Annotated in this window: 27 protein-coding genes; 25 read left to right on the top strand and 2 right to left on the bottom strand. The window is 60.1% G+C overall.

Annotated elements, in window-relative coordinates; all coding sequences use genetic code 11:
• Positions 1 to 19: 19 nt before the first annotated feature.
• The 3 genes from secD to ACMGF8_RS29735 all read left to right on the top strand — a co-directional run bounded on the left by secD (position 20) and on the right by ACMGF8_RS29735 (position 3,489).
• A complete protein-coding gene (secD, locus tag ACMGF8_RS29745) occupies positions 20 to 1,888 on the top strand; it encodes a protein translocase subunit SecD (protein WP_102860389.1) in 1,869 nt (622 codons plus the stop codon).
• A 9-nt stretch (positions 1,889 to 1,897) separates the two neighbouring features.
• The gene (gene secF / locus ACMGF8_RS29740) at positions 1,898 to 2,812 is read left to right on the top strand and encodes a protein translocase subunit SecF (RefSeq protein ID WP_102860390.1); all 915 of its coding nucleotides are present in this window, start codon (positions 1,898 to 1,900) and stop codon (positions 2,810 to 2,812) included.
• Between the two features lie 122 nt (positions 2,813 to 2,934).
• Entirely contained in the window at positions 2,935 to 3,489 is a 555-nt protein-coding gene (locus ACMGF8_RS29735; RefSeq protein WP_102880808.1) for a glycine zipper 2TM domain-containing protein, read from the top strand.
• A 129-nt stretch (positions 3,490 to 3,618) separates the two neighbouring features.
• On the opposite strand, the gene suhB is transcribed toward ACMGF8_RS29735, so the two are convergent.
• Positions 3,619 to 4,434 carry an inositol-phosphate phosphatase gene (suhB, locus tag ACMGF8_RS29730; protein WP_011063220.1) on the bottom strand — a complete coding sequence of 272 codons (816 nt, stop codon included), beginning with the start codon at positions 4,432 to 4,434 and terminating at the stop codon, positions 3,619 to 3,621.
• Between the two features lie 245 nt (positions 4,435 to 4,679).
• Between suhB and trmJ the strand changes: the two genes are divergently transcribed.
• The 22 genes from trmJ to ACMGF8_RS29620 all read left to right on the top strand — a co-directional run bounded on the left by trmJ (position 4,680) and on the right by ACMGF8_RS29620 (position 23,979).
• The gene (gene trmJ, locus ACMGF8_RS29725) at positions 4,680 to 5,453 is read left to right on the top strand and encodes a tRNA (cytosine(32)/uridine(32)-2'-O)-methyltransferase TrmJ (RefSeq protein ID WP_102860392.1); all 774 of its coding nucleotides are present in this window, start codon (positions 4,680 to 4,682) and stop codon (positions 5,451 to 5,453) included.
• Positions 5,453 to 6,229, top strand: a complete 777-nt coding sequence (gene cysE / locus ACMGF8_RS29720; protein ID WP_102860393.1) for a serine O-acetyltransferase — start codon at positions 5,453 to 5,455, stop codon at positions 6,227 to 6,229. Before trmJ ends, cysE begins: the two co-directional genes overlap by 1 nt.
• A 235-nt stretch (positions 6,230 to 6,464) precedes the next feature.
• Positions 6,465 to 6,956 (top strand): Fe-S cluster assembly transcriptional regulator IscR, encoded by a 492-nt coding sequence (iscR, locus tag ACMGF8_RS29715; RefSeq protein WP_011063217.1) that lies wholly within the window; start codon positions 6,465 to 6,467, stop codon positions 6,954 to 6,956.
• Between the two features lie 50 nt (positions 6,957 to 7,006).
• Positions 7,007 to 8,221, top strand: a complete 1,215-nt coding sequence (locus tag ACMGF8_RS29710; RefSeq protein ID WP_102860394.1) for an IscS subfamily cysteine desulfurase — start codon at positions 7,007 to 7,009, stop codon at positions 8,219 to 8,221.
• A 94-nt stretch (positions 8,222 to 8,315) separates the two neighbouring features.
• On the top strand, positions 8,316 to 8,702 hold the full coding sequence (iscU, locus tag ACMGF8_RS29705; RefSeq protein WP_007929523.1) for a Fe-S cluster assembly scaffold IscU: 387 nt from the start codon (positions 8,316 to 8,318) through the stop codon (positions 8,700 to 8,702).
• A gap of 42 nt (positions 8,703 to 8,744) precedes the next feature.
• The gene (gene iscA / locus ACMGF8_RS29700) at positions 8,745 to 9,068 is read left to right on the top strand and encodes an iron-sulfur cluster assembly protein IscA (RefSeq protein WP_007929524.1); all 324 of its coding nucleotides are present in this window, start codon (positions 8,745 to 8,747) and stop codon (positions 9,066 to 9,068) included.
• Positions 9,069 to 9,076: 8 nt separating this feature from the next.
• Positions 9,077 to 9,598, top strand: coding sequence for a co-chaperone HscB (hscB, locus tag ACMGF8_RS29695; RefSeq protein ID WP_011063215.1), 522 nt, complete (start codon positions 9,077 to 9,079; stop codon positions 9,596 to 9,598).
• 51 nt (positions 9,599 to 9,649) lie between these two features.
• Positions 9,650 to 11,512 (top strand): Fe-S protein assembly chaperone HscA, encoded by a 1,863-nt coding sequence (hscA, locus tag ACMGF8_RS29690; RefSeq protein ID WP_102860396.1) that lies wholly within the window; start codon positions 9,650 to 9,652, stop codon positions 11,510 to 11,512.
• A gap of 3 nt (positions 11,513 to 11,515) precedes the next feature.
• The gene (gene fdx / locus ACMGF8_RS29685; protein ID WP_025129554.1) at positions 11,516 to 11,857 is read left to right on the top strand and encodes an ISC system 2Fe-2S type ferredoxin; all 342 of its coding nucleotides are present in this window, start codon (positions 11,516 to 11,518) and stop codon (positions 11,855 to 11,857) included.
• A gap of 14 nt (positions 11,858 to 11,871) precedes the next feature.
• On the top strand, positions 11,872 to 12,072 hold the full coding sequence (gene iscX / locus ACMGF8_RS29680; RefSeq protein ID WP_102860397.1) for a Fe-S cluster assembly protein IscX: 201 nt from the start codon (positions 11,872 to 11,874) through the stop codon (positions 12,070 to 12,072).
• A gap of 94 nt (positions 12,073 to 12,166) precedes the next feature.
• Positions 12,167 to 12,592: a nucleoside-diphosphate kinase gene (ndk, locus tag ACMGF8_RS29675; protein WP_025129556.1), complete on the top strand. Its 426-nt coding sequence runs from the start codon at positions 12,167 to 12,169 to the stop codon at positions 12,590 to 12,592.
• A 28-nt stretch (positions 12,593 to 12,620) separates the two neighbouring features.
• The gene (gene rlmN / locus ACMGF8_RS29670; RefSeq protein WP_102860398.1) at positions 12,621 to 13,769 is read left to right on the top strand and encodes a 23S rRNA (adenine(2503)-C(2))-methyltransferase RlmN; all 1,149 of its coding nucleotides are present in this window, start codon (positions 12,621 to 12,623) and stop codon (positions 13,767 to 13,769) included.
• Positions 13,770 to 13,781: 12 nt separating this feature from the next.
• Positions 13,782 to 14,540, top strand: coding sequence for a type IV pilus biogenesis/stability protein PilW (pilW, locus tag ACMGF8_RS29665; protein ID WP_102860399.1), 759 nt, complete (start codon positions 13,782 to 13,784; stop codon positions 14,538 to 14,540).
• Positions 14,540 to 15,562, top strand: coding sequence for a RodZ domain-containing protein (locus ACMGF8_RS29660; RefSeq protein WP_207166488.1), 1,023 nt, complete (start codon positions 14,540 to 14,542; stop codon positions 15,560 to 15,562). Before pilW ends, ACMGF8_RS29660 begins: the two co-directional genes overlap by 1 nt.
• A gap of 3 nt (positions 15,563 to 15,565) precedes the next feature.
• On the top strand, positions 15,566 to 16,675 hold the full coding sequence (gene ispG / locus ACMGF8_RS29655) for a flavodoxin-dependent (E)-4-hydroxy-3-methylbut-2-enyl-diphosphate synthase (RefSeq protein WP_016968333.1): 1,110 nt from the start codon (positions 15,566 to 15,568) through the stop codon (positions 16,673 to 16,675).
• A gap of 23 nt (positions 16,676 to 16,698) precedes the next feature.
• Entirely contained in the window at positions 16,699 to 17,988 is a 1,290-nt protein-coding gene (gene hisS, locus ACMGF8_RS29650) for a histidine--tRNA ligase (protein ID WP_416758152.1), read from the top strand.
• A 40-nt stretch (positions 17,989 to 18,028) separates the two neighbouring features.
• Positions 18,029 to 18,670 carry a tetratricopeptide repeat protein gene (locus ACMGF8_RS29645; protein WP_102860402.1) on the top strand — a complete coding sequence of 214 codons (642 nt, stop codon included), beginning with the start codon at positions 18,029 to 18,031 and terminating at the stop codon, positions 18,668 to 18,670.
• Positions 18,663 to 19,814 (top strand): outer membrane protein assembly factor BamB, encoded by a 1,152-nt coding sequence (bamB, locus tag ACMGF8_RS29640; protein ID WP_102860403.1) that lies wholly within the window; start codon positions 18,663 to 18,665, stop codon positions 19,812 to 19,814. Before ACMGF8_RS29645 ends, bamB begins: the two co-directional genes overlap by 8 nt.
• A 141-nt stretch (positions 19,815 to 19,955) precedes the next feature.
• On the top strand, positions 19,956 to 21,428 hold the full coding sequence (der, locus tag ACMGF8_RS29635) for a ribosome biogenesis GTPase Der (protein ID WP_011063203.1): 1,473 nt from the start codon (positions 19,956 to 19,958) through the stop codon (positions 21,426 to 21,428).
• Positions 21,429 to 21,548: 120 nt separating this feature from the next.
• Positions 21,549 to 22,697 carry a pyridoxal phosphate-dependent aminotransferase gene (locus tag ACMGF8_RS29630; protein ID WP_416758148.1) on the top strand — a complete coding sequence of 383 codons (1,149 nt, stop codon included), beginning with the start codon at positions 21,549 to 21,551 and terminating at the stop codon, positions 22,695 to 22,697.
• Positions 22,685 to 23,476, top strand: coding sequence for an amidohydrolase (locus tag ACMGF8_RS29625; protein WP_115580826.1), 792 nt, complete (start codon positions 22,685 to 22,687; stop codon positions 23,474 to 23,476). Before ACMGF8_RS29630 ends, ACMGF8_RS29625 begins: the two co-directional genes overlap by 13 nt.
• 95 nt (positions 23,477 to 23,571) lie before the next feature.
• The gene (locus ACMGF8_RS29620; RefSeq protein ID WP_102860406.1) at positions 23,572 to 23,979 is read left to right on the top strand and encodes a hypothetical protein; all 408 of its coding nucleotides are present in this window, start codon (positions 23,572 to 23,574) and stop codon (positions 23,977 to 23,979) included.
• A 71-nt stretch (positions 23,980 to 24,050) separates the two neighbouring features.
• On the opposite strand, the gene leuA is transcribed toward ACMGF8_RS29620, so the two are convergent.
• On the bottom strand, positions 24,051 to 25,730 hold the full coding sequence (gene leuA / locus ACMGF8_RS29615; RefSeq protein ID WP_102860407.1) for a 2-isopropylmalate synthase: 1,680 nt from the start codon (positions 25,728 to 25,730) through the stop codon (positions 24,051 to 24,053).
• Positions 25,731 to 25,794: the final 64 nt, after the last annotated feature.

Below are 25,794 nucleotides of genomic sequence, written 5' to 3'. Positions count from 1 at the left end.
GTCATAAACGGGCGGCGTGATGCTGAACAAATACCCTCTGTGGAAGTACCTACTGATCCTGGCGGTGCTGGCGATCGGTTTTATTTATTCCGCTCCCAATCTATACCCTGATGATCCGGCCATTCAGGTCAGCGGTGCGAGCACTGCGTTGCAGGTCACTCAGGCGGATCTGGATCGTGCGAGCAAAGCGCTCACCGACGCCGGTATCAAGGTCAAGGCTGCTTCCATTGCTGCCAACGGCAAGGGCGGCCTGCTGCGCTTGACCAACAAGGAAGACCAGCTTCCGGCCAAGGATGTAGTGCGCAAGGCGCTGGGCGATGACTATGTGGTGGCGTTGAACCTGGCGCAAACCACTCCGCAATGGCTGCGCAACCTGGGTGCGCACCCGATGAAACTGGGTCTGGACTTGTCCGGTGGTGTGCACTTCCTGCTGGAAGTGGACATGGACAAAGCCCTCGACGCGCGCCTGAAAGTCTATGAAGGCGACGTCAAGAGCCTGCTGCGCAAAGAGCGTCTGCGCTATCGCAGCCTGCCGCAGCTCAATGGCGCCATCCAGCTGGGCTTCAGCGATGAAGACAGCCGTGAACAGGCCCGTTCGCTGATCCGCAAGAACTTCAACGATTTCGATATCGTACCGGCCGACCTCAATGGCCAACCGGTGCTGCGTCTGGCGATGACCCCGGCCAAGCTGGCGGAAATCCGTGAATACTCCATCAAGCAGAACTTGACCACCGTGCGTAACCGGGTCAACGAGCTGGGTGTGGCCGAGCCTCTGGTTCAGCGTCAGGGTGCCAACCGTATCGTGGTTGAGCTGCCGGGCGTGCAGGACACCGCTGAAGCCAAGCGGATCCTGGGCAAGACCGCCAACCTGGAATTCCGTCTGGCCGCCGAGCCGGGTGCTTCCAAGGCAACTTCCGAGTCCTTCGAATTCCGTGAGGGCAACCGTCCTCCTGCTCTGATCGAGCGTGGCCTGATCATCACTGGTGACCAGGTGACCGATGCCCAGGCCGGTTACGACGAACACGGCCGTCCACAGGTGAACATCAAGCTTGATGGTCACGGTGGCGAGCTGATGAACCGTTCGACTCGCAGCAATGTCGGTCGCAGCATGGCGGTGATCTTCATCGAGCAGAAGCCGACCACCACCTACACCAAGCAAGTGGTGAACGGTGTCGAGAAAGACGTGGCGGTGCAGACCTTCAAGGAAGAGAAGAAGATCATCAGCCTGGCGACCATCCAGTCGCCACTGGGCAGCCAGTTCCGCATCACCGGCCTGAACGGTCAGGGCGAGTCTTCCGAGCTGGCGCTGTTGCTGCGTGCCGGTGGTCTGGCGGCGCCGATGTACTTCGCCGAAGAGCGCACAATCGGTCCAAGCCTGGGTGCTGACAACATCACCAAGGGTATCGATGCGTCCCTGTGGGGCATGCTGTTCGTGTCGCTGTTCATTATCGCCATCTACCGTTTCTTCGGTGTCATCGCTACTGTGGCGCTGGCATTGAACATGGTGCTGCTGCTGGCCCTGATGTCCCTGCTGGGGGCGACGCTGACCCTGCCGGGTATCGCCGGTATCGTCTTGACCATGGGTATGGCGGTGGACGCCAACGTACTGATCTTCTCGCGGATACGTGAAGAGCTCGCCGCCGGCATGAGTGTGCAGCGGGCAATCAACGAAGGCTTCGGCCGGGCATTCACCGCGATCCTGGACTCCAACCTGACCACCTTGCTGGTGGGCGGCATTCTGTTCGCCATGGGTACCGGTCCGGTGAAAGGCTTTGCGGTGACCATGTCCCTCGGGATCTTTACCTCGATGTTCACGGCCATCTGGCTGACCCGTGCGATGGTCAACCTGATCTTCGGCGGTCGTGACTTCAAGAAGTTGTGGATTTAAGGGGCTGCCATGTTACGTACTATTAACTTCATGGGCGTGCGCAACGTTGCGTTCGGCGTCACTGTGCTGCTCACCATCCTGGCGTTGTTCAGCTGGTTCCACAAAGGCTTGAACTACGGTCTGGACTTCACCGGCGGTACGCTCATCGAGCTGACCTACGAGCGTCCCGCGGATGTGATGAAGGTGCGTTCGCAACTGAACGATGCCGGTTATCACGAAGCCATCGTGCAGAGCTTCGGTGCGACCACTGATCTGCTGGTGCGGATGCCGGGTGAAGACCCGCAACTGGGCCACCAGGTGGCCGAGGCGCTGCAGAAGGTTGGCGGTGACAACCCGGCGCAGGTCAAGCGCGTCGAGTTTGTCGGTCCGCAAGTGGGTGAAGAGCTGCGGGACCAGGGCGGCCTCGGCATGCTCATGGCCCTGGGCGGTATCCTGATCTACCTGGCCTTCCGCTTTCAGTGGAAGTTCGCGGTGGGCGCGATCGTTTCGCTGATCCACGACGTGATCGTGACGGTGGGTATCCTCTCGTTCTTCCAGATCACCTTTGACCTGACGGTGCTGGCGGCGGTGCTGGCGATCATCGGTTACTCCCTCAACGACACCATCGTGGTGTTCGACCGGGTGCGTGAGAACTTCCGTGTGCTGCGCAAGGCCAGCCTGATCGAGAACATCAACATCTCGACCACTCAGACCCTGCTACGGACCATGGCGACTTCGATCTCCACCTTGCTGGCGATCATCGCGCTGCTGTTCTTTGGTGGCGATAACCTGTGGGGCTTCTCCATCGCCCTGTTTGTCGGTGTTCTGGCGGGTACCTACTCGTCGATCTACATCGCCAACGTGGTGCTGATCTGGCTGAACCTGAACAGCGAGGACCTGATTCCTCCGGCCAATACCGAGAAGGAAGTGGACGACCGTCCATGAGGATCTAGCCCTTTTCCGGCTGTCAGTTAAAAAGGCGCGAGTGTTGAACTCGCGCCTTTTTTATTGCTCCAACGCTGGGAGAAGCGCGGGCCAAGTCCCGTTTGTATGGTCAGGAGGTTCACGTGAACAAGTCGTTGCTGGTTGGTGCGGTATTGGGTGCTGTCGGTGTCACCGCCGGGGGTGCTGTTGCCACCTACAGCCTGGTTAAAAGCGGCCCTGAGTATGCGCAAGTGCTGGCCGTACAGCCGGTCAAACAACAGATCAAGACCCCTCGTGAAGTCTGTAAGGACGTCGCCGTGACTCGTCAGCGCCCGGTCAAGGATGAACATCAGATCCTGGGTACCGTGGCGGGAGCGGTGGGCGGTGGTCTGCTGGGTAGCATGATTGGTGGTGGTAATGGCAAGAAGATCGCCACTGTGGCGGGTGCGGTTGGCGGTGGCTATGCCGGCAACAAGGTGCAGGAAGGCATGCAGGAACGTGACACCTACACCACCACCCAGACTCGCTGTAATACAGTCAATGACATCAGTGAGAAGGTCGTGGGTTATGACGTGAAGTACGACCTGGGCGGCAAGCAAGGTCAGGTGCGCATGGATCGTGATCCGGGCAACCAGATTCCGGTGGATAAAGAGGGGCGTCTGATTCTGGGTCAAAACCAGAATCAACCCGGCCAATAACCCCGGCCTGTAGGCGTCTGCTTGCCGGCGAAGGTGATCTCAAGATCCGATTCGCCGGCAAGCCGGCTCCTGCGGGAATTGCAGGCATAAAAAAAGCACCCCTCGGGGTGCTTTTTTTGTCGCTGGCGCTTAGCGCTTCAGCGAGGCCGGCAGGTGCGGCTGGATGGCGGTCAGGACCGCTTTGAAGCATTTGGTGTTGCCAGCTACCACGTGGCCTTTTTCCAGGAAGTCGTGACCGCCGGTGAAGTCGCTCACCAGGCCGCCGGCTTCTTGAATCAGCAGGGCGCCTGCGGCCATGTCCCATTCGGACAGGCCCGACTCCCAGAAGGCGTCGAAACGACCGGCGGCCACGTAGGCCAGGTCCAGGCTTGCAGCACCAGCGCGGCGGATGCCGGCGGTCTGGCCAACCAGGGCGCGGAACATGCCCAGGTAGTTGTCCAGGTTGTCCATCTGGTCGTCACGGAATGGGAAGCCGGTGCCCAGCAGGGCGCCGTCGAGGCTGGTGCGGCCGCTGACACGCAGGCGGCGACCGTTCAGTTGGGCACCACGGCCACGGCTGGCGGTGAATTCTTCCTGGCGAACCGGGTCCAGGACCACGGCGTGTTCCAGGCGGCCACGGTATTTGCAGGCGATGCTCACGGCAAAGTGCGGGATGCCGCGCAGGAAGTTGGTGGTGCCGTCCAGTGGGTCGATGATCCACAGGTAGTCTTCGCCTTCGCCGCTGCCAGCGTGCAGGCCGGTCTCTTCGCCGAGGATGGCGTGGGTCGGGTAGGCCTTGCGCAGCGCGTCGATGATCTTCTGCTCGGCAGCGCGATCAACTTCGGATACGTAGTCTTTGGCGTCTTTTTCGTCGACCTTGATGGTATCCAGGCGCTCGATGGAGCGGAAAATCAATTCACTGGCGCTGCGGGCGGCGCGCAGCGCGATATTCAGCATTGGCTGCATGGATAGGTCACCTAAGGTTGTTAAAGAAAGCCGAGCATTCTAGCAGAAAACTTTTGCAGATGAAGGCTGGTGTTCGCTTTGATTGCATTGATCCGCTGTGTGGCGTTCTCCGGTGGCGAGTGTTTGTGCCGGTTGCTGGGCGCCTTTCTGGAGCGCTGGAATCTGTCGGGTGGTTATTTTTGAGGCGGGAGTCTTGCCTGTTCGGTAAGATTTGCTCCCCCTTATCGTGTCCGAGAGCGCATCCCTTGCTGCAGAACATTCGTGTCGTCCTGGTCAATACCAGTCATCCGGGCAATATCGGCGGGGCTGCGCGTGCCATGAAGAACATGGGCTTGTCGCGGCTGGTGCTGGTGGAGCCCCGGGTATTTCCGTCTCACGAGGCGGATGCGCGTGCCTCCGGTGCCACCGATATCCTGGCCAATGCCCAGGTAGTCGCCACCCTTGAGGAGGCATTGGCGGGTTGCACGCTGGTGTTTGGTACCAGTGCTCGTGACCGGCGCATTCCCTGGCCCTTGCTTGATCCGCGTGAGTCCGGTCTCAAGGTGGTCGAGGAAGCCGGGCAGGGTGCGCAGATCGCCCTGGTGTTCGGTCGTGAAGATTCCGGCCTGACCAATGATGAGCTGCAGCGATGTCATTTCCACGTGCATATCCCGTCGGACCCGGAGTTCAGCTCGCTGAACCTGGCCACGGCGGTGCAGGTGCTGACTTATGAAGTGCGCATGTCCTGGCTGGCGGCCCAAGGCCGGCCAACCAAGGTAGAGAAGGATGAAGTGGCTTCGCCGCGCAGTGAAGAGCTGGCGACCATGGATGAGTTGGAGCGGTTCTACGAGCATCTGCAGCAGACGCTGGTGGCCATCGACTTCCTCGATCCGGAAAAGCCGCGGCACTTGATGGCACGCCTGCGTCGGTTATACGGTCGCAGCTCGGTCAGCCGGGCGGAAATGAACATATTGCGTGGCATTCTCACGGAAACCCAGAAAGCGGCCCGTGGAGAGCTACAAAAGCGGAAGGATCAGTGATGTTCGAGCGTCTGCGTGAAGATATCCAAAGCGTGTTTCATCGTGACCCGGCGGCGCGCAATGCCTTTGAGGTGTTGACCTGCTACCCAGGCATGCACGCGATCTGGATTCATCGTTTGTCCGGCGCCTTGTGGGGCATGGGTTGGAAATGGCTGGCGCGGCTGGTGTCGAACTTCGGTCGTTGGTTGACCGGGATCGAAATTCACCCGGGAGCCAAAGTCGGCCGCCGCTTCTTTATCGACCATGGCATGGGCATTGTCATTGGCGAGACCGCCGAGATCGGTGATGACGTGACCCTCTATCAAGGGGTGACCCTGGGTGGCACCAGTTGGAACAAGGGCAAGCGCCATCCGACCCTGGAAGACGGTGTGGTGGTGGGGGCGGGCGCCAAGGTGCTGGGTCCCTTTATTGTGGGGGCGGGGGCCAAGGTTGGTTCCAATGCGGTGGTGACCAAGGCGGTGCCGGCCGGAGCGACGGTGGTGGGCATTCCTGGGCGGATCATCATGAAGTCCAGCGACGAGCAGACGGCCAAGCGCAAGGCCATGGCGGAGAAACTCGGTTTCGATGCCTACGGTGTCGGCGAGGATATGCCGGATCCGGTGGCTCGGGCTATCGGGCAGTTGCTGGATCACCTGCAGGCAGTCGACGGTCGTCTGGAGGATATGTGTGGAGCTCTGAAGGATCTGGGCAGTGATTACTGTGCCAAGGATCTGCCTCAATTGCGTGAAGAAGACTTCGCTGAAGTCAAAGGCAAGGACGGCAGTCAGGTCGGCTGATGGCGCAAAACCGGCCCCCTCTGTGGGCCGGCTTGCTAGCGAAAGGATCTAATACCCTTTGAGTGACCCGCAGGTCAGGTGTTGCCATCCTGCTGTGCCATTACGTCGCGGACTTTGCTATGATTCGCGCGCTCTTTTGCGGGTAAACCCGACTAAAGTAGTTGGTCTTATAGTTGACTCGATTACTCGGGTATTGCATACTCGCGTCCATTCCGAAACTCCGTGGTACTTGTCCATGCGACTGACTACTAAAGGCCGATACGCCGTGACCGCCATGCTTGATCTGGCGTTGCACGCGCAACATGGCCCGGTCTCCCTGGCCGATATCTCTGAGCGCCAAGGCATCTCCCTGTCCTACCTCGAACAGCTTTTCGCCAAACTGCGCCGCAGTAACCTGGTGTCCAGCGTCCGGGGGCCTGGTGGCGGCTACCAGCTGTCCCGTGACATGCAGGGGATTCAGGTGGCTCAGGTGATCGATGCGGTGAATGAATCGGTCGATGCAACCAAATGCCAGGGGCTGGGTGATTGCCATGCCGGCGACACCTGCCTGACCCATCACCTGTGGTGCGACTTGAGCCTGCAGATTCACGAATTTCTGAGCGGTATCAGCTTGGCTGATCTTGTTACTCGCCGTGAGGTACAAGAAGTAGCCCAGCGTCAGGACCAGCGCCGTTGTAATGGCAAGGCGCCGCGCCTGGACAAGATTGAAGCGTCCGCCGTCGAATGACAGCCAAAGAGCTAGCGGCACGCCAGCCAGCCTGATTTAGGAGAGAGTCCATGAAATTGCCGATTTACCTTGATTACTCAGCGACCACGCCGGTCGATCCGCGTGTTGCGCAAAAAATGAGTGAATGCCTGCTGGTCGACGGAAACTTCGGTAACCCGGCGTCCCGCTCTCACGTGTTCGGCTGGAAGGCCGAAGAGTCGGTGGAGAATGCCCGTCGCCAAGTGGCCGACCTGGTTAACGCTGATCCGCGTGAAATCGTCTGGACCTCCGGTGCAACCGAGTCCGACAACCTGGCCATCAAGGGGGTCGCGCATTTCTATCACACCAAGGGCAAGCACCTGATTACCTCGAAAATCGAGCACAAGGCTGTCCTGGACACCATGCGCCAACTCGAGCGTGAAGGCTTTGAAGTGACTTACATCGAGCCAGGCGAAGATGGCTTGATCACTCCGGCCATGGTTGAAGCGGCCCTGCGTGACGACACCATCCTGGTTTCGATCATGCATGTGAACAACGAAATCGGCACCATCAACGACATTGCCGCCATCGGCGAGTTGACCCGCTCCAAAGGTATTCTGTTCCACGTCGACGGCGCTCAGTCCACCGGCAAGGTCGAAATCGACCTGCAGGCCCTGAAAGTCGACCTGATGTCCTTCTCTGCCCACAAGACCTACGGCCCTAAAGGCATTGGCGCGCTGTACGTCAGCCGCAAGCCTCGCGTGCGCCTGGAGGCCACCATGCACGGCGGCGGTCACGAACGCGGCATGCGTTCCGGCACCCTGGCCACTCACCAGATCGTCGGCATGGGCGAAGCCTTCCGCGTCGCCAAGGAAGACATGGTCGCCGAAAATGCGCGCATCAAGGCCCTGAGCGATCGTTTCTACAAGCAGGTTGAACACCTGGAAGAGCTGTACATCAATGGCAGCATGACGGCTCGTGTACCGCACAACCTGAACCTGAGCTTCAACTACGTTGAAGGCGAGTCGCTGATCATGGCCCTCAAGGATCTGGCAGTGTCTTCCGGTTCGGCCTGTACTTCGGCTTCGCTCGAGCCTTCGTACGTGCTGCGTGCCCTGGGCCGTAACGACGAGTTGGCTCACAGCTCGATCCGCTTCACCTTCGGCCGCTTCACCACCGAGGAAGAAATCGATTACGCGGCGCAGAAAGTCTGCGAAGCCGTTACCAAGCTGCGCGCTCTGTCGCCGCTGTGGGACATGTACAAAGATGGCGTCGATATCTCGAAGATCGAGTGGGCGGCGCACTGAATATAAGTCGCCGCACAGGGTTCTGTAGAGCGTCCCGATAACGGCGATTTGCAGAACCCAAGAGCGACTCTCTGATGAGTGAGGATTAAGAATCATGGCTTACAGCGAAAAGGTCATCGACCACTACGAGAACCCGCGCAACGTCGGCAAGATGAACGCGGAAGATCCGGATGTCGGCACCGGCATGGTCGGCGCTCCAGCCTGCGGCGACGTGATGCGCCTGCAGATCAAGGTCAACGAGCAGGGCATCATTGAAGACGCCAAGTTCAAGACTTATGGCTGCGGTTCCGCCATTGCTTCCAGCTCCCTGGCCACTGAGTGGATGAAGGGCAAGACGCTGGATGAAGCCGAAACCATCAAGAACACTCAGCTGGCTGAAGAGCTGGCCCTGCCTCCAGTGAAGATCCACTGCTCGGTTCTCGCCGAAGACGCCATCAAGGCCGCCGTTCGCGACTACAAGCAGAAGAAAGGCCTGATCTGATCGATCGGCTTTCACAGATTTGGCGACAAGTAAGGAGTCACGATGGCTATCAGCATGACAGAAGCGGCTGCTCAACACGTGCGACGCTCCCTCAATGGGCGCGGCAAGGGTGATGGGATTCGTCTGGGTGTTCGCACCACAGGCTGTTCCGGCCTTGCCTATGTGCTGGAGTTCGTCGACGAGATCGGCGAGGACGATCAGGTGTTCGAAAGTCACGGCGAGAAAGTGATCATCGACCCAAAGAGCCTGACCTATCTGGACGGCACCGAGCTTGATTTCGTCAAGGAAGGGTTGAACGAAGGCTTCAAGTTCAACAACCCCAACGTGCGCGGTGAATGTGGCTGCGGCGAAAGCTTCAACATCTGAGGCTTCTTGTGGGTACTCCTTGTCATTTCGCTTTATTTGAACTGCAACCGAGCTTCCGTCTGGATCTCGAGCAGTTGGCTGCGCGCTACCGTGAGTTGGCGCGTGGGGTTCATCCAGACCGTTTTGCCGATGCTTCCGAGCGCGAGCAACGTCTGGCCCTGGAGCAGTCGGCAAGCCTCAACGAGGCTTACCAGACCCTCAAGAGTCCGCCAAAGCGTGCTCGTTATCTTCTGGCCTTGAATGGCGGTGAGTTGCCGCTGGAAGTCACGGTGCATGATCCGGAGTTTCTTCTGCAGCAGATGCAATGGCGCGAAGAACTCGAAGACTTGCAGGACAGCGCCGACCTGGCTGGAGTGGCAGCATTCAAGCGTCGACTCAAGACTGCGCAGGATGAACTGAACGAAAGCTTCGCAGCCTGTTGGGATGATGCAGCGCAACGCGAGCAGGCCGAACGCCTGATGCGGCGCATGCAGTTCCTCGACAAGCTCACCTACGAAGTGCGCCAGTTAGAAGAGCGCCTCGACGATTAACCCAGTGCCGCTCCGGTCGCACGCCTGATATACAGATAAGTCCAGATAAGCATGGCCCTACTGCAGATCGCCGAACCCGGCCAAAGTCCTCAACCGCACCAGCGTCGCCTGGCTGTGGGGATCGACTTGGGCACTACCAATTCGCTGGTCGCTGCCTTGCGCAGTGGTCTTTCCGAGCCTCTGGCTGACGCGCAGGGTCAGGTGATTCTGCCGTCGGCCGTGCGTTATCACGCCGACCGCGTCGAAGTGGGTGAATCCGCCCGCCTGGCTGCGTCCAGCGATCCCCTGAACACCGTGCTCTCGGTCAAACGCCTGATGGGGCGCGGCCTGTCCGACGTCAAGCAATTGGGTGAGCAACTGCCTTATCGCTTCGTTGATGGTGAGTCGCATATGCCGTTCATCGAGACCATCCAGGGGCCGAAAAGCCCGGTGGAGGTATCGGCTGAAGTGCTCAAGGTCTTGCGTCAGCGTGCTGAGGCGGCCCTGGGGGGCGAGCTGGTAGGTGCGGTGATTACCGTTCCGGCCTATTTCGATGATGCCCAGCGTCAAGCCACCAAGGATGCGGCCAAACTGGCTGGCCTGAATGTGCTGCGCCTGCTCAACGAGCCGACCGCAGCTGCCGTGGCTTACGGTCTGGATCAGCACGCCGAGGGTGTGGTGGCGATCTATGACCTGGGCGGCGGTACCTTCGATATTTCCATCCTGCGCCTGACCGGCGGTGTCTTCGAGGTGCTGGCTACTGGTGGCGATACGGCCCTGGGTGGCGACGACTTCGATCACGCCATTGCCGGCTGGATCATCGAGGGCGCGGGCCTGTCCGCCGACCTGGACCCAGGCACCCAGCGCAATCTGTTGCAAACCGCCTGTGCGGCCAAGGAAGCCCTGACCAGTGCGGCATCCGTGGAAGTGGTGCATGGCGATTGGCGCGCCGCCCTGACTCGCGAGGCCTTCGACGCCCTGATCGAGCCTATGGTTGCCCGCAGCCTCAAGGCCTGCCGTCGTGCCGTTCGCGACTCCAATGTCGAGCTGGACGAAGTGCAGGCAGTGGTCATGGTGGGCGGTTCGACCCGCGTGCCGCGTGTGCGTGAAGCGGTGGCTGAAATGTTTGGTCGCCAGCCGTTGACCGAGATCGATCCGGATCAAGTGGTGGCCATTGGTGCCGCGATCCAGGCCGATACCCTCGCTGGCAACAAGCGCGAAGGGGGTGAATTGCTGCTGCTGGACGTGATTCCGCTGTCGTTGGGGTTGGAAACCATGGGCGGGCTGATGGAGAAGGTGATTCCGCGTAACACCACCATCCCGGTTGCCCGTGCCCAGGACTTCACCACCTATAAGGATGGCCAGACGGCCATGATGATTCATGTGCTGCAGGGCGAGCGCGAGCTGATCAGTGACTGCCGCTCCCTGGCGCGCTTCGAGCTGCGTGGCATCCCGCCGATGGTGGCCGGTGCCGCGAAGATTCGCGTGACCTTCCAGGTCGACGCCGATGGCCTGCTCAGTGTCTCTGCCCGAGAGCTGGGTTCGGGTGTTGAAGCCAGCATTCAGGTCAAGCCGTCCTACGGCCTGACCGACGGCGAAATCGCCAAGATGCTCAAGGACTCCTTCCAGTACGCCGGTGACGACAAGGTGGCCCGCGTGCTGCGTGAGCAGCAGGTTGATGCCCAGCGCCTGATCGAGGCTGTGCAGGGCGCCCTGGATGCTGACGGTGACCGCCTGCTGGACGCTGAAGAGCGCATGGTCATCGAGCTGCAGATGCAGGAGCTGAGTGAATTGATGCGTGGTACCGATGGTTACGCCATCGAGCAGCAGACCAAGCGTCTGTCGCAAGTGACCGATGCCTTTGCTGCCCGCCGCCTGGATTCGACGGTGAAAGCCGCGTTGGCGGGGCGCAACCTGAATGAAATCGAGGAATAACTGATGCCGCAGATCATTTTTCTGCCACACGCCGTGTTCTGCCCGGACGGTCTGGTTGTCGAGGTCGAGCCTGGTGTTTCGGTACTCGACGTGGCCCACGACAACCACATCGAGATCGAGAGCGCCTGCGGCGGCGTCTGCGCCTGCACTACCTGCCACTGCATCATTCGTGAAGGGTTTGACTCGCTGAACGAAGCCGACGAGCTGGAAGAAGACTTGCTGGACAAGGCCTGGGGCCTGGAAGCACAGTCGCGCCTGTCGTGCCAGGCCATCGTTGGCGATGAAGACCTGACCGTTGAAATTCCCAAGTACTCACTCAACCATGCCGCCGAAGCGCCGCACTGATTCAAGGAGTCGTCATGAGTCTGAAGTGGGTTGATGTACTGGAAATCGCGATCCAGCTGGCTGATTCCAAGCCGGATGTGGATCCGCGTTATGTGAACTTTGTCGACTTGCACCAATGGGTTCTGGCACTGCCAGAGTTCAGCGACGATCCGGCTCGCGGAGGCGAGAAGGTTCTTGAAGCAATTCAGGCCGCCTGGATCGACGAAGCGGACTGAATCCGCGGGCTACGCAGTTAGGCAATCCCTATAAACCCGCGTATAATTCGCGGGTTTAATTTTTCGCTTTAATCACCGTTTCTGGAGTTACACCATGGCTGTTCAACGTACTTTCTCCATCATCAAGCCTGACGCTGTTGCAAAAAACGTTATCGGCAAGATCGTTTCCCGTTTTGAAGAAGCCGGCCTGCGCGTTGTAGCTTCGAAAATGAAGCAACTGTCCAAGGCTGAAGCTGAAGGCTTCTACGCTGAGCACAGCGAGCGTGGCTTCTTCGGCGAACTGGTTGCCTTCATGACTTCCGGCCCAGTTGTTGTTCAGGTTCTGGAAGGCGAAAACGCCATTGCTCGCAACCGTGAGCTGATGGGCGCTACCAACCCTAAAGAAGCTGCTGCCGGCACCATCCGTGCTGACTTCGCCGAGTCCATCGACGCCAACGCCGTTCACGGTTCGGACTCCGAAGCTGCCGCTGCTCGCGAAATCGCTTACTTCTTCGCAGCTACTGAAGTAACCGCTCGCTGAGTAAGGCTGGCGAGTGAGGGGTGAGACCATGACTACATCGATCGGCAAAACTAACCTGTTGGGGTTGACTCAACCGGAAATGGAGAAATTCTTCGACTCAATCGGGGAGAAGCGTTTCCGTGCCGGTCAGGTAATGAAATGGATTCACCACTTTGGCGTCGATGATTTCGACGCCATGACGAATGTCGGCAAGGCCTTGCGCGAGAAGCTCAAGGCCGTTGCCGAGATTCGCGGTCCGGAAGTGGTCAGCGAGGACATCTCCAGCGACGGCACCCGCAAATGGGTGGTGCGCGTGGCGTCCGGCAGCTGCGTCGAGACCGTGTACATTCCCCAGGGCAAGCGCGGCACTCTGTGCGTTTCGTCCCAGGCAGGCTGTGCCCTGGATTGCAGTTTCTGCTCCACCGGCAAGCAAGGCTTCAATAGCAACCTCACCGCCGCCGAAGTCATCGGCCAGGTGTGGATTGCCAACAAATCCTTTGGCAGCGTCCCGGCAACCGTCGACCGTGCCATCACCAACGTGGTGATGATGGGCATGGGTGAGCCGCTGCTGAACTTCGACAACGTCATCGCCGCCATGCACCTGATGATGGACGACCTGGGCTACGGCATTTCCAAGCGCCGTGTGACCCTGTCCACCTCCGGCGTGGTGCCGATGATCGATGAACTGGCCAAGCACATCGACGTGTCCCTGGCGTTGTCCCTGCACGCACCCAACGATGCGTTGCGCAACCAGTTGGTGCCGATCAACAAGAAGTACCCGCTGAAGATGCTCCTGGAGTCCTGCCAGCGCTACATGTCCTCCCTGGGCGAGAAGCGCGTGCTGACTATCGAGTACACCCTGCTCAAGGACGTCAACGACAAGCTGGAACACGCGGTTGAGATGATCGAGTTGCTCAAGGACATTCCTTGCAAGATCAATCTGATCCCGTTCAACCCGTTCCCTCATTCCGGTTACGAGCGTCCGAGCAACAACGCCATTCGTCGTTTCCAGGACCAACTGCATCATGCCGGTTTCAATGTCACCGTGCGTACGACTCGTGGTGAAGACATCGATGCCGCCTGCGGTCAGTTGGTCGGGCAGGTGCTGGACCGCACCCGCCGTAGCGAACGCTATATCGCCGTGCGTGAGCTGAGCGCCGACGCCGATATGCCGCAAAGCGCCGCGACCCGTACCTGAGAGAGGATCTCCATGACCCTGCGCTTCGCGCTGCTCCTGCTTGTTGCCAGTCTCTGTGCTGGCTGTGTTCTGTCGGGTGATTCCAGTCCGATGAACACCAGCAAGGGCCGTGATGAGGCGCGCGAGGCCTACGTACAGCTGGGCCTGGGGTATCTGCAGCAGGGGATGAGCGAAAGGGCCAAGGTGCCGTTGAAAAAGGCCCTGGAGCTGGCGCCTGCCGATGCTGATGCCAACGCCGCTCTGGCGCTGGTGTTCCAGGCCGAGATGGAGCCTGCGCTGGCCGATGAGCACTTTCGCCAAGCCCTGGCGGCCCGTCCGGACAGTGCGCGTATCCTCAACAACTACGGCAGCTTCCTGTTCGAAGAAAAACGTTACAAAGAGGCTTATCAGCGCTTCGAGCAGGCCGCTGCTGATACTCTGTACCCCGAGCGTTCCCGGGTGTTCGAAAACCTCGGTATGACCGCTTCCAAGCTGGGCCAGCGTGAGCTGGCCCAACTGCAACTGGAAAAAGCCCTGCGCCTGAATCACCAACAGCCCCGCGCATTGCTGGAAATGGCTGAGTTGTCTTACGAAGACAGGCATTATGTGCCCGCGCGCGACTATTACGATCGTTTTAGCCTGCTCGGCGAGCAAAATGCACGTAGTCTATTGCTCGGCGTTCGGCTGGCAACGGTGTTCGAAGATCGCGACAAGGCCGCCAGTTACGGCCTGCAACTAAAACGACTTTATCCCGGTACGCCGGAATATCAGCAATACCTGTCGGAGCAATGATGAAAGCGGCGCATCCCGAAGTTCAAGCAGTGACTCGCGTAAACCCCGGTGAGACCCTGCGTCAGGCCCGCGAAAGCAATGGTTGGTCGCTGGCTGAAGTGGCCCACAAGCTCAACCTCACCGTGAGCTCCCTGAGCAATCTGGAAGCCGGCGCGTTCGACAAACTGCCAGGGCATACCTTTGCTCGCGGCTATATCCGTGCCTACGCCAAATTGCTGGGCATGGACCAGGCCATCCTGGTACAGGAATTCGATCAATACACCGGTACCGACTCCCAAGGCAGCAGCGTTCATGCCCTGGGTCGTATCGAAGAGCCGGTACGGGTTTCCCACACCATCCTGCGCATCGTCAGCTTGCTGCTGTTGGTGGCCGTGGTGGGTGGCGGTTTCATCTGGTGGCAGGATCAGTCCTCCTTGCGCGGCAAGGAGCCGATCTCCTTGAGTCCCGAGCACGTTGAGGTTGAGGGGGCCGACGGCACCACGCAAATCCATCCAATCGACGAACCGGAAGACCAGGCCGTCGCCGAAGGTCAGAGCGAAGCCCAGGACAACGCCGCGCAAACTCAGAGCCTGGCTGCCGCTGAGGCGCCTGCCAATCCAGTGGCGCCTGCAACGTCGGCTCCGATTGCGACCCCTGCGACTCCGACCGCTCCTGCGCATGCTGCCCCGGCTGTTGCGCCGGTTGTCAGCGCACCTGCAGTTCAGGCGCCGGTTCCGCCTGTCGTACCCGCTACGCCAGCGAATCCTGCCACTGCAGCGGCGCCTACCTCTCCGGTTGCCGGGGCGGGCCAGGTGCAGATCCAGTTCAGTGCCGATTGCTGGGCCCAGGTCATCGATGGCAATGGCAAAATTCTGCTCAGTGCCCTGAAGCGCAAGGGTGAAACGGTCGATGTTAGCGGCAAGCCGCCTTTTGCCGTACGTCTGGGGTATGCCCGTGGCGCACAAATTTCTTACAACGGTCAGGCGGTGGATATCGCCCCGTTCACCAGTGGCGAGACCGCTCGCCTGAAGTTAGGTCAATAAGTCATGCACGGCGAATCTCCAATCAAACGTCGCGAGTCCCGCAAGATCTGGGTCGGCTCGGTACCGGTCGGTGGCGATGCCCCGATTGCGGTGCAGAGCATGACCAACAGCGACACCAACGACGTGGCCGCAACCGTCGCCCAGATCAACCGCCTTGAAGCTGCCGGTGTCGACATCGTGCGGGTCTCGGTGCCGGACATGGACGCCGCCGAAGCGTTCGGCCGCATCAAGCAGCAGGTCAAGGTGCCGCTGGTGGCCGACATTCACTTCGACTACAAGATCGCCCTGCGCGTAGCCGAGCTGGGTGTGGATTGCCTGCGGATCAACCCCGGCAACATCGGTCGCGAAGACCGGGTGCGTGCGGTGGTGGATGCCGCCCGTGACCGTGGAATCCCGATCCGTATCGGGGTCAACGCCGGCTCCCTGGAAAAAGATCTGCAGAAAAAGTACGGCGAACCGACTCCAGCAGCGCTGGTTGAGTCGGCACTGCGCCACGTCGAGCACCTTGAGCGCCTGAATTTCCAGGACTTCAAGGTCAGCGTGAAGGCGTCCGACGTGTTTATGGCCGTCGAAGCCTATCGCTTGCTGGCCAAGGAAATCATCCAGCCTCTGCACCTGGGGATCACCGAAGCCGGCGGATTGCGTTCAGGCACGGTGAAATCCGCCGTCGGCCTCGGTATGCTGCTGGCCGAAGGCATTGGCGATACCATTCGCATCTCGTTGGCGGCCGACCCGGTCGAGGAAGTGAAGGTCGGCTACGACATTCTCAAGTCCCTGCACCTGCGTTCCCGTGGCATCAACTTCATCGCTTGCCCGAGCTGCTCGCGGCAGAATTTCGATGTGGTGAAAACCATGAACGAACTGGAAGGGCGCCTGGAAGACTTGCTGGTGCCGTTGGATGTCGCGGTGATCGGTTGTGTGGTCAACGGCCCGGGTGAAGCCAAAGAGGCGCATATCGGCCTGACCGGTGGTACGCCGAATCTGATCTACATCGACGGCAAGCCTGCGCAGAAACTGACCAATGACAATCTGGTGGACGAGCTTGAAAAGCTGATCCGGCAGAAGGCGGCCGAAAAGGTCGAAGCCGACGCAGCGCTTATCGCTCGCGGCTAACCGAACGTATTTAAGGATTTTTTGTGAGCAAGTCTCTGCAAGCCATTCGTGGCATGAATGACATCCTGCCCGAGCAGACCCCCCTGTGGCGTTATTTCGAGGGCACTGTGGCGCGTCTGCTGGATAACTACGGTTACAAGCAGATCCGCATGCCGATCGTCGAGTTCACCGAGCTGTTCAAGCGCTCCATCGGCGAAGTGACCGACATCGTCGAAAAAGAGATGTACACCTTCGAAGACCGCAACGGTGATTCCCTGACCCTGCGTCCGGAAGGCACTGCGGCGTGCGTCCGCGCTGTACTCGAGCACGGCATCACTGGCGGTGGCCAGGTGCAGAAGCTCTGGTACATCGGCCCGATGTTCCGTCACGAGCGCCCTCAGAAAGGCCGTTATCGCCAGTTCCACCAGATTGGTTGCGAGGTTTTCAACCTCGTCGGTCCGGACATTGACGCTGAACTGATCGTGCTGACCTGGCGCCTGTGGGGCGAGCTGGGCATCCGTGATGCGGTCAAGCTCGAACTCAACAGCCTGGGCACTGCTGAGGCCCGCGCACGTTATCGCGACGCGCTGGTGGCGTTCCTGTCGGCGCGCATGGACAAGCTGGACGAAGACAGCCAGCGTCGCCTGAAGACCAACCCTCTGCGCGTGCTCGATACCAAGAATCCGGACACTCAAGCCGTACTGGTGGACGCGCCCAAGCTGGCCGACTACCTGGATGAAGAGTCCCGTGTGCACTTCGAGGGGCTCAAGGCCCGTCTGGACGCCGCGGGTATCCCTTATGTGATCAACCCGAAGCTGGTGCGCGGGCTGGATTACTACAGCAAGACCGTTTTCGAATGGGTCACCGACAAACTCGGCGCCCAGGGTACTGTGTGTGCCGGCGGCCGTTACGACGGTCTGGTCGAGCAAATGGGTGGCAAACCTACACCGGGTGTTGGCTTCGCCATGGGGATCGAACGCCTGGTGCTGCTGCTGGAAACCCTGGAGCAGATCCCGCAAGAAATCTCGCGCCAGGTCGACGTTTACCTCTGCGCCTTCGGGGAGGCTGCCGAACTGGCCGCACTGGCGCTGAGTGAGCGCGTTCGAGACCAATTGCCGAACCTGCGTCTGCAGATCAATGCCGGTGCCGGCAGCTTCAAGAGCCAATTCAAGAAGGCCGACAAGAGCGGTGCGCTGTACGCGCTGATCCTTGGTGACGACGAACTGGCCCAGCAAGTGGTAGGTTTCAAACCCCTGCGTGGCCAGGGTGAACAACAAAGCATTGCCTGGGATGCGCTCGCCGCGCACCTGGCCACCTGCATCGTGCAGGGTTGAAGCTGTCAAACAGCCGATTTAGCGAATAAGGAGTATTGGGGTGTCGAGTACCGAAGATGAACAGCTGGCGGAATTGAAAGACTGGTGGCAGCGCAACGGCAAACCCCTGGTGACTGGCGGCCTGCTGGCCTTGGTTATCGTGTTCGGCTGGCAGGCCTGGCACAAGTATCAGAACAATCAGTCGCAAGGTGCTTCGGTGCTCTATCAGCAACTGCTGGAAACCACCCTGACGCCAGATGGCAAGCCTGACGCCGCCCGGGTTGCAGACCTGGCCGGCAAGCTCAACAGCGAGTTCGGCGGTACTGCCTACGCGCAATACGGCAACCTGTTCGTGGCCAAGGTAGCCGTGGACACCGGCAAGCTGGACGACGCAGCGGCGCAGCTCAAAGCAGTGCTCGACAAGCCGGCGAGCCCGGCTCTGGGTGAAGTGGCGCGCCAGCGTCTGGCCCAGGTGCTGGCGGCGCAGAACAAGGCTGACGAGGCCTTGAAGCTGCTCGAGGGTGATGCCGACAAGGCGTTCCTGGCGACTCGCGAAGAACTCAAGGGTGATCTGCTGGTCCAGTTGGGCCGTGTGGATGAGGCCCATGCGGCATACCAAAAAGCCAAGGCGGCGCTCTCGGATGAGGCGGCGGTCGGTGGCTTACAAATCAAGCTGGACGACCTGGCCAAAGGGGATGCATGACGTGATCCGTTGGAAACATGCAGCATTGCTGGCTCTGGCCTTGTTGGCCGCGGGTTGCAGCAGCAACAGCAAGAAAGAACTGCCGCCGGCTGAACTGGTCGACTTCAAAGAAGAAGTGGTCCTGCAGAAGCAGTGGAGCCGTTCGATCGGTGACGGTCAGGGCGAAACCTACAACATGCTGGTGCCGGCGATCGATGGTGACACCATCTATGCCGCCGACGTCACTGGCGTTGTGGTTTCCATGGATCGCATGAATGGCGACGTCAAATGGAAGAAAGATCTCGAACTGCCTGTTTCCGGCGCCGTCGGCGTGGGTTACGGCTTGGTCATGATCGGCACTCTGAAAGGCGAAGTGGTTGCCCTGGATGCTTCCAGCGGTGAAGAGAAGTGGCGCTCCCGGGTCACCAGTGAAGTGCTGGCTCCGCCGGCGACCAACGGTGACGTGGTCGTGGTCCAGACTCAGGATGACCGGGTGATTGGCCTCGATGCCAGCACTGGCAACCAGCTCTGGCTCTACGACAGCACTCCAGCGGTACTGACCCTGCGGGGCACCAGTGCGCCGTTGGCCACCAACCGTCTGGCCCTGGCCGGTCTCTCCACTGGCAAGGTGGTGGCGCTGGATATCCGCAACGGCGTGCCGGTGTGGGAGCAGCGTGTCGCTATTCCACAAGGCCGTTCCGAGCTGGATCGGGTAGTGGACATCGACGGCGGCTTGCTGCTGTCCGGCGGTACCCTGTACGTCGCCAGCTATCAGGGACGTGTGGTTGCCCTGGACCTGGAGAGCGGTCGTCCGCTGTGGCAGCGTGACGCTTCCAGCTATGCCGGTGTGGCGCAAGGTTTTGGCAGCGTCTATGTCAGCCTGTCGTCGGGCACCGTGGAAGGCGTGGACGAGCGTTCGACTACGGCCCTGTGGAGCAACGACTCCTTGGCCCGTCGTCAACTGTCGGCCCCGGAAGTCTTCTCCAGCTACGTAGCGGTGGGCGACCTGGAAGGTTACCTGCACCTGCTGAGTCAGGTGGACGGTCGTTTCGTCGGCCGTACCCGCATCGATAGCGACGGCCTGCGCGCTCGTCCGCTGGTGGTGGGCGACATGATTTATGTGTATGGCAACAGCGGCAAACTGGAAGCCCTGACCATCAAGTAATGGTTTGACTATGCTTGGGGTTGATTCCCCAAGCGGCCTTGTCTCGACAAGGTTCGCAGCACTTCAAGGTGCTGCCCCGAGCACCAGCCGCTGCCTCGCAGCGGCTTTTGTATTTTCGCAATTAACGTAGTGGAGAGCCGCATGGTTCCCGTAATCGCCCTGGTGGGCCGACCTAACGTCGGCAAGTCCACCTTGTTCAACCGCCTGACTCGGACTCGCGACGCCATTGTTGGCGACCTGTCCGGTCTGACCCGTGATCGCCAATACGGTGAGGCCAAGTGGCAAGGGCGTACCTATATTCTGATCGACACCGGTGGTATTTCCGGTGACGAACATGGCATGGATGAAAAGATGGCCGAGCAGTCGCTGCTGGCCATCGAAGAAGCTGATGTGGTGTTGTTCCTGGTGGACGCCAAGGCCGGGTTTACCGCGGCCGACCAGATGATTGGCGAACACCTGCGCAAACGTAACAAGACCTCCTATGTGATCGCCAACAAGGTCGATAACATCGACCCGGACATGGCCCGCGCCGAGTTCGCGCCACTGGGTATGGGCGACGCGATTCCAATCGCTGGTGCTCATGGCCGCGGCATCACCCAGATGCTGGAAATCGCCCTGAGCGAGTTCCCCAAGGATGACGCCGACGAGCCGGAAGAAGGCGAGGAAGAGATCGTCGCCGAAGGCGAGGAAGCCAAGCGCATTCCTGGTCCGAGCGAGAAAGACGGGATCAAGATCGCCATCATCGGCCGCCCCAACGTGGGTAAATCCACGCTGGTCAACCGCATGCTCGGTGAAGACCGGGTCATCGTCTACGACCAGCCCGGCACCACCCGCGACAGTATCTACATCCCGTTCGAGCGTAACGACGAGAAGTACACGCTGATCGACACCGCCGGTGTGCGCAAGCGCGGCAAGATCCACGAGGAAGTTGAAAAGTTCTCGGTGGTCAAAACCCTGCAAGCGATCAAAGACGCCAACGTGGTGATCTTTGTCATGGACGCCCGGGAAGGGGTGGTGGACCACGACTTGAACCTGCTGGGCTTCGCCCTGGAAGCCGGTCGGGCCCTGGTGATCGCCCTGAACAAGTGGGACGGCATGCAGCCAAGCGAGCGCGACTATGTGAAGACCGAGCTGCAGCGCCGGTTGTTCTTCGTCGACTTCGCCGATATCCACTTCATCTCGGCCTTGCACGGAACCGGCGTGGGCAACCTCTACCAGTCGGTGCAGAACTCCTTCAAGTCGGCGGTGACCCGCTGGCCGACCAGCCGCCTGACGCAGATTCTCGAAGACGCCGTTGGCGAGCACGCGCCGCCCATGGTCAACAACCGTCGGATCAAGCTGCGCTACGCCCACTTGGGTGGTGCCAACCCGCCGCTGATCGTGATCCACGGCAACCAGGTGGAGAAGGTGCCCAAGTCCTACGTGCGTTATCTGGAAAACACCTACCGTCGTGTACTGAAGTTGGTGGGCACGCCAATTCGCATCGAGTTCAAGGGTGGCGAGAACCCGTACGAGGGCAACAAGAACACGCTGACCGACCGCCAGGTCAACAAGAAGCGTCGCTTGATGTCGCACCACAAGAAGGCCGACAAGAAGCGCCGCGACAAGCGCTGAGCGACCGGGATTTGTGTGGGTAAGAGGGCGCTTTATGCGCCCTTTTTCATGCCCGGTGTTTGGGCTATTCTCGGGACCTCCCGCGCCGTCGTAGAGCCGGGTGTTCAGCAGGGAATCCTCATGATCACCAGTAAGCTGCCGAATGTCGGCACCACCATCTTCACGCAGATGTCCCAGCTCGCGGTTGAAACCGGAGCGCTCAATCTGTCCCAGGGCTTCCCTGATTTCGAGGGTCCCCAAGCCTTGCGTGACGCTGTTGGACGGCATATCGCCAATGGCCACAACCAATACGCCCCCATGACCGGATTGCCGGCCTTGCGCCAACAGGTGGCGGCGAAAATCGCTCGCAGCTATGGCGTCGAGGTCAATGCCGACAGCGAAGTGACCATCACCCCGGGCGCCACCCAGGCCATTTTCTGTGCCATCCAGGCGGTGATTCAGCGCGGTGACGAGGTCATCGTTTTCGATCCCTGTTACGACAGTTATGAGCCGGCAGTGGAACTGGCCGGCGGCCGTTGTGTGCATGTGCAACTGGGCCTTGATGACTTTGCCATCGACTGGCAGAAACTTGGCGAAGCCCTGAGTCCGCGTACACGGATGATCATTCTCAACACGCCGCACAACCCCAGTGGAGCCTTGATCAGCCGTGCCGAACTGGATCAACTGGCAGCGCTGATCCGTGATCGCGACATCTACCTGGTCAGCGATGAGGTTTATGAGCATCTGGTGTTTGACGGTGTCCCCCATGTCAGCGTTTTGGCCCACGAGGAGCTGTATCCGCGGGCTTTCGTCGTCAGCTCCTTCGGCAAGACCTATCACGTGACCGGCTGGAAGACCGGTTATGTCGTAGCGCCACCGGCCTTGAGTGCCGAGCTGCGCAAGGTGCATCAATATGTCAGCTTCTGCGGCGTGACCCCTTTGCAGTACGCTCTGGCGGACTTCATGGCCGAATGCCCGGAACATGTCGAGCAGCTACCGGCCTTCTACCAGGCCAAGCGTGATCTGTTCTGCGACTTGCTGAGCCCTTCGCGCTTCAGCTTTAACCGGGTGGCCGGCACCTACTTTCAACTGGTGGACTATTCGCAGATTCGTCCAGACTTGAATGACGTCGACATGGCAACCTGGATGACCCGCGAACACGGCGTGGCAGCCATTCCGGTGTCGGTGTTCTATCAGCAGCCGCCCCAGGGGCAGCGTCTGGTACGTCTGTGTTTTGCCAAGCGCGAGGAGACGCTGCGTCAGGCAGCGGAGAAACTATGCGTGATCTGAGTGCGTTACCCGATCTGAATCTGGCATTGATCCAGACCACCCTGGCCTGGCATGACCGCCAGGCCAATTTCGAGCATTTCGAGCAGTTGCTGGAGCAGGCCCGCGGTGCGGACCTGATCATCCTCCCGGAAATGTTCACCACCGGTTTCTCCATGGAGTCCAGCACCCTGGCTGAGGCGGAGAACGGCCCCACCAGCAAATGGCTGCGCTGCCAGGCGAAGAAGCTCGATGCGGTGATCACTGGCAGTGTGATCATCCAGGCGGCAGACGGCAGCCATCGCAACCGCCTGTTGTGGGCGCGTCCCGACGGTGAAGTCTGGCATTACGACAAGCGCCACCTGTTCCGCATGGCCGGCGAGCACAATCACTTCACCCCAGGTGAGCGCCAGGTACAGTTCGAACTCAAGGGGTGGCGGATTCGTCCGCTGATCTGCTACGACCTGCGTTTTCCGGTGTGGAGCCGCGATGCCCAGGACACTGATCTGCTGCTGTACACCGCCAACTGGCCCGGGGCTCGGCGGCTGCACTGGAACCGCTTGTTGCCGGCCCGAGCCATTGAAAACCTGTGTTATGTCGCTGCGGTGAACCGGGTAGGTACCGACGGCAAGGGCTTTGCGTATACCGGTGACAGCCAGGTGTTGGACTACCAGGGCGAGACCCTGCTCAGTGCCGGTGAGGCGGATGGGGTGTTCCAGGTACGTTTGAGCGCCGGCGAGTTGGCGGCCTATCGAGCACGCTTTCCCGCGAATCTCGACGCCGATACCTTCATGTTCACCTAGAAGGATTGGGCGCGGCAGCACACTTTTTTACAGGTTGCCGATATCAAGCTTCAGGGATGAAAGCCGATAGGACGGACATTCAGGAGGAATCACTCATGACTACCATCAATGCCAATGTCGTCAATCCTTACCCGCTGTCCGCGCCGAAAGCCAAGATGGGGGAAGCCGAAGACACCAGCACCAGCCCGCTGGCGCCAGTGGCTGAAAACAAGGACGCCGAAGACCAGGAGCTGCGAGTCAACTCTGCGGATGCCAGTATCGATGCGGTGAAAGGCGGAGGCGATCCGGTCAAGCAGTTGCAGAAGCAGATCGAACAGACCCAGAAGATACTGGCACAGCAACAGGCGCAATTGGCCAGTGTCGAGAAGGGGCAGGCCAGCGATGAGCAGAAAGTCCAGCAAGTGATGGAGATCCAGACCCAGATCGCCGTAACCAACAGCACCTTGCAAGTGTTGCAGGCAGCCTTGTTGCAGGCCATGTTCAGCGTCGATGTGCATGCCTGAGTTAGCTCAAGGCCAGATACAAAAAGGCCCCGAGGAGCAGAACTCCCCGGGGCCTTTTTTATCAGGGCTGCTTAAGCGGCCTTGGCTTCCTGCTCGCTCAGGGAGCGGTTCAGGGCACTGAACAGCGCCTTGAAGCTGGCAGTGGTGATGTTTTCGTCGATACCAACACCGTGGACCGCACGTTCACCGTTGACCCGCAGTTCGATGTAGGCCGCCGCCTTGGCGTTGGTGCCCGCACCAATGGCGTGTTCGTTGTAGTCCATGATCTCTACAGGAATCGGCAGACCGGCCACCAGGGCTTCCAGGGCGCCATTGCCCTTGCCGCGCCAGCTCAGGTTGGTTTCGCCCTGGCCCTTGCTCGACACTTCCACTTCCACGGCGCTGTGGCCGTTTTCTTCCTGCAGGCGATGGCTGACCAGCGCGTACGGAGTGTTGGCCTGCAAGTATTCGCTGTGCAAAAGCGCGTGGATTTGCTGGGCGGTCATCTCCAGACCCAGGCGGTCGGTTTCACGTTGTACCACCTGGCTGAACTCGATCTGCATGCGGCGCGGCAAGCTGATGCCGTATTCCTGTTCCAACAGGTAGGCGATACCGCCTTTGCCCGACTGACTGTTGACGCGGATGACCGCCTCGTAGCTGCGACCGATGTCGGCCGGGTCGATCGGCAAGTACGGTACTTCCCACAAGCCGTCGGCTTTCTGCTGGGCGAAGCCCTTGCGGATCGCGTCCTGGTGGGAGCCGGAGAAGGCGGTGTGGACCAGGTCACCGACATATGGGTGACGTGGGTGCACGGCAATCTGGTTGCACTCTTCCACCACTTTGCGTACGCCGTCGATATCGGAAAAGTCCAGCTCCGGATCGACGCCCTGGGTATAGAGGTTCAAGGCCACGGTGACCAGGTCGACGTTGCCGGTACGTTCGCCGTTGCCGAACAGGCAGCCTTCGACACGGTCGGCGCCCGCCATCAGGCCCAACTCGGTGGCGGCTACGCCAGTGCCACGGTCGTTGTGGGTGTGCAGGCTGATGAGCACGCTGTCACGACGGTTGATGTGGCGGCAGAACCACTCGATCTGGTCGGCATAGATATTGGGTGTCGCCACTTCAACGGTGGCCGGCAGGTTGAGGATCACCTTGTTGGTCGGCGTCGCGTTCCAGACTTCCACCACGGCGTCGCAGACTTCCTTGGCGAACTCCAGTTCGGTGGCGCTGAAGGTTTCTGGGGAGTATTCGAACTGCCATTGGGTTTCCGGCTGCTGGGCGGCGTATTTGACGAACAGCTTGGCCGCGTTCACCGCGATTTCTTTCACACCGGCCTTGTCCTGGTTGAAGACAATGCGGCGGAACGAAGGGCTGGTGGCGTTGTACAGGTGGACGATGGCTTTCTTGGCACCACGCAAGGATTCGAAGGTGCGGGCGATCAGGTCTTCACGGGCCTGGGTCAGCACCTGGATGGTGGTGTCGTCCGGGATGTGGCCGCCTTCGATCAGGGTGCGCACGAAGTCGAAGTCGGTTTGCGAGGCGGCAGGGAACGAAGCCTCGATCTCTTTTACGCCAACGGCCACCAGGGTCTTCCAGAAACGCAGCTTCTTGACCGCATCCATCGGCTCGATCAGCGACTGGTTGCCATCACGCAAGTCCGAGCTGCACCAGATCGGCGCGCGGGTGATGGTTTTCGACGGCCAGGTGCGGTCCGGCAAGTTGATGGTCGGGAACGCGCGGTACTTGGAGGAGGGGTCTTTGAGCATGGTCATGGAGAGATCCTTATGGTCCGGGCCGAAAAGAGGCGGCCTGCCGGTGAGTCAAGAGTGCAGTGTT

It is taken from the genome of Pseudomonas sp. BNK-7, assembly GCF_048072025.1.
Classification (GTDB): Bacteria; Pseudomonadota; Gammaproteobacteria; order Pseudomonadales; family Pseudomonadaceae; genus Aquipseudomonas; species Aquipseudomonas danubii.
Note: the sequence above shows the minus strand (reverse complement) of the source record. Positions and strands in the feature narration are given on the sequence as shown.

What these genes read in the sequence shown, in the direction of transcription:
- iscU (WP_007929523.1), top strand. Translation starts at nt 8,316, where the DNA reads ATGGCTTACAGCGAAAAGGTCATCGACCACTACGAGAACCCGCGCAAC.
- leuA (WP_102860407.1), bottom strand. Translation starts at nt 25,730, where the DNA reads ATGACCATGCTCAAAGACCCCTCCTCCAAGTACCGCGCGTTCCCGACC.
- bamB (WP_102860403.1), top strand. Translation starts at nt 18,663, where the DNA reads ATGCATGACGTGATCCGTTGGAAACATGCAGCATTGCTGGCTCTGGCC.
- iscA (WP_007929524.1), top strand. Translation starts at nt 8,745, where the DNA reads ATGGCTATCAGCATGACAGAAGCGGCTGCTCAACACGTGCGACGCTCC.
- ispG (WP_016968333.1), top strand. Translation starts at nt 15,566, where the DNA reads ATGCACGGCGAATCTCCAATCAAACGTCGCGAGTCCCGCAAGATCTGG.
- iscR (WP_011063217.1), top strand. Translation starts at nt 6,465, where the DNA reads ATGCGACTGACTACTAAAGGCCGATACGCCGTGACCGCCATGCTTGAT.
- cysE (WP_102860393.1), top strand. Translation starts at nt 5,453, where the DNA reads ATGTTCGAGCGTCTGCGTGAAGATATCCAAAGCGTGTTTCATCGTGAC.
- ACMGF8_RS29625 (WP_115580826.1), top strand. Translation starts at nt 22,685, where the DNA reads ATGCGTGATCTGAGTGCGTTACCCGATCTGAATCTGGCATTGATCCAG.
- ACMGF8_RS29710 (WP_102860394.1), top strand. Translation starts at nt 7,007, where the DNA reads ATGAAATTGCCGATTTACCTTGATTACTCAGCGACCACGCCGGTCGAT.
- ndk (WP_025129556.1), top strand. Translation starts at nt 12,167, where the DNA reads ATGGCTGTTCAACGTACTTTCTCCATCATCAAGCCTGACGCTGTTGCA.
- pilW (WP_102860399.1), top strand. Translation starts at nt 13,782, where the DNA reads ATGACCCTGCGCTTCGCGCTGCTCCTGCTTGTTGCCAGTCTCTGTGCT.
- secF (WP_102860390.1), top strand. Translation starts at nt 1,898, where the DNA reads ATGTTACGTACTATTAACTTCATGGGCGTGCGCAACGTTGCGTTCGGC.
- ACMGF8_RS29620 (WP_102860406.1), top strand. Translation starts at nt 23,572, where the DNA reads ATGACTACCATCAATGCCAATGTCGTCAATCCTTACCCGCTGTCCGCG.
- ACMGF8_RS29660 (WP_207166488.1), top strand. Translation starts at nt 14,540, where the DNA reads ATGAAAGCGGCGCATCCCGAAGTTCAAGCAGTGACTCGCGTAAACCCC.
- iscX (WP_102860397.1), top strand. Translation starts at nt 11,872, where the DNA reads ATGAGTCTGAAGTGGGTTGATGTACTGGAAATCGCGATCCAGCTGGCT.
- der (WP_011063203.1), top strand. Translation starts at nt 19,956, where the DNA reads ATGGTTCCCGTAATCGCCCTGGTGGGCCGACCTAACGTCGGCAAGTCC.
- suhB (WP_011063220.1), bottom strand. Translation starts at nt 4,434, where the DNA reads ATGCAGCCAATGCTGAATATCGCGCTGCGCGCCGCCCGCAGCGCCAGT.
- hscA (WP_102860396.1), top strand. Translation starts at nt 9,650, where the DNA reads ATGGCCCTACTGCAGATCGCCGAACCCGGCCAAAGTCCTCAACCGCAC.
- rlmN (WP_102860398.1), top strand. Translation starts at nt 12,621, where the DNA reads ATGACTACATCGATCGGCAAAACTAACCTGTTGGGGTTGACTCAACCG.
- fdx (WP_025129554.1), top strand. Translation starts at nt 11,516, where the DNA reads ATGCCGCAGATCATTTTTCTGCCACACGCCGTGTTCTGCCCGGACGGT.
- secD (WP_102860389.1), top strand. Translation starts at nt 20, where the DNA reads ATGCTGAACAAATACCCTCTGTGGAAGTACCTACTGATCCTGGCGGTG.
- ACMGF8_RS29630 (WP_416758148.1), top strand. Translation starts at nt 21,549, where the DNA reads ATGATCACCAGTAAGCTGCCGAATGTCGGCACCACCATCTTCACGCAG.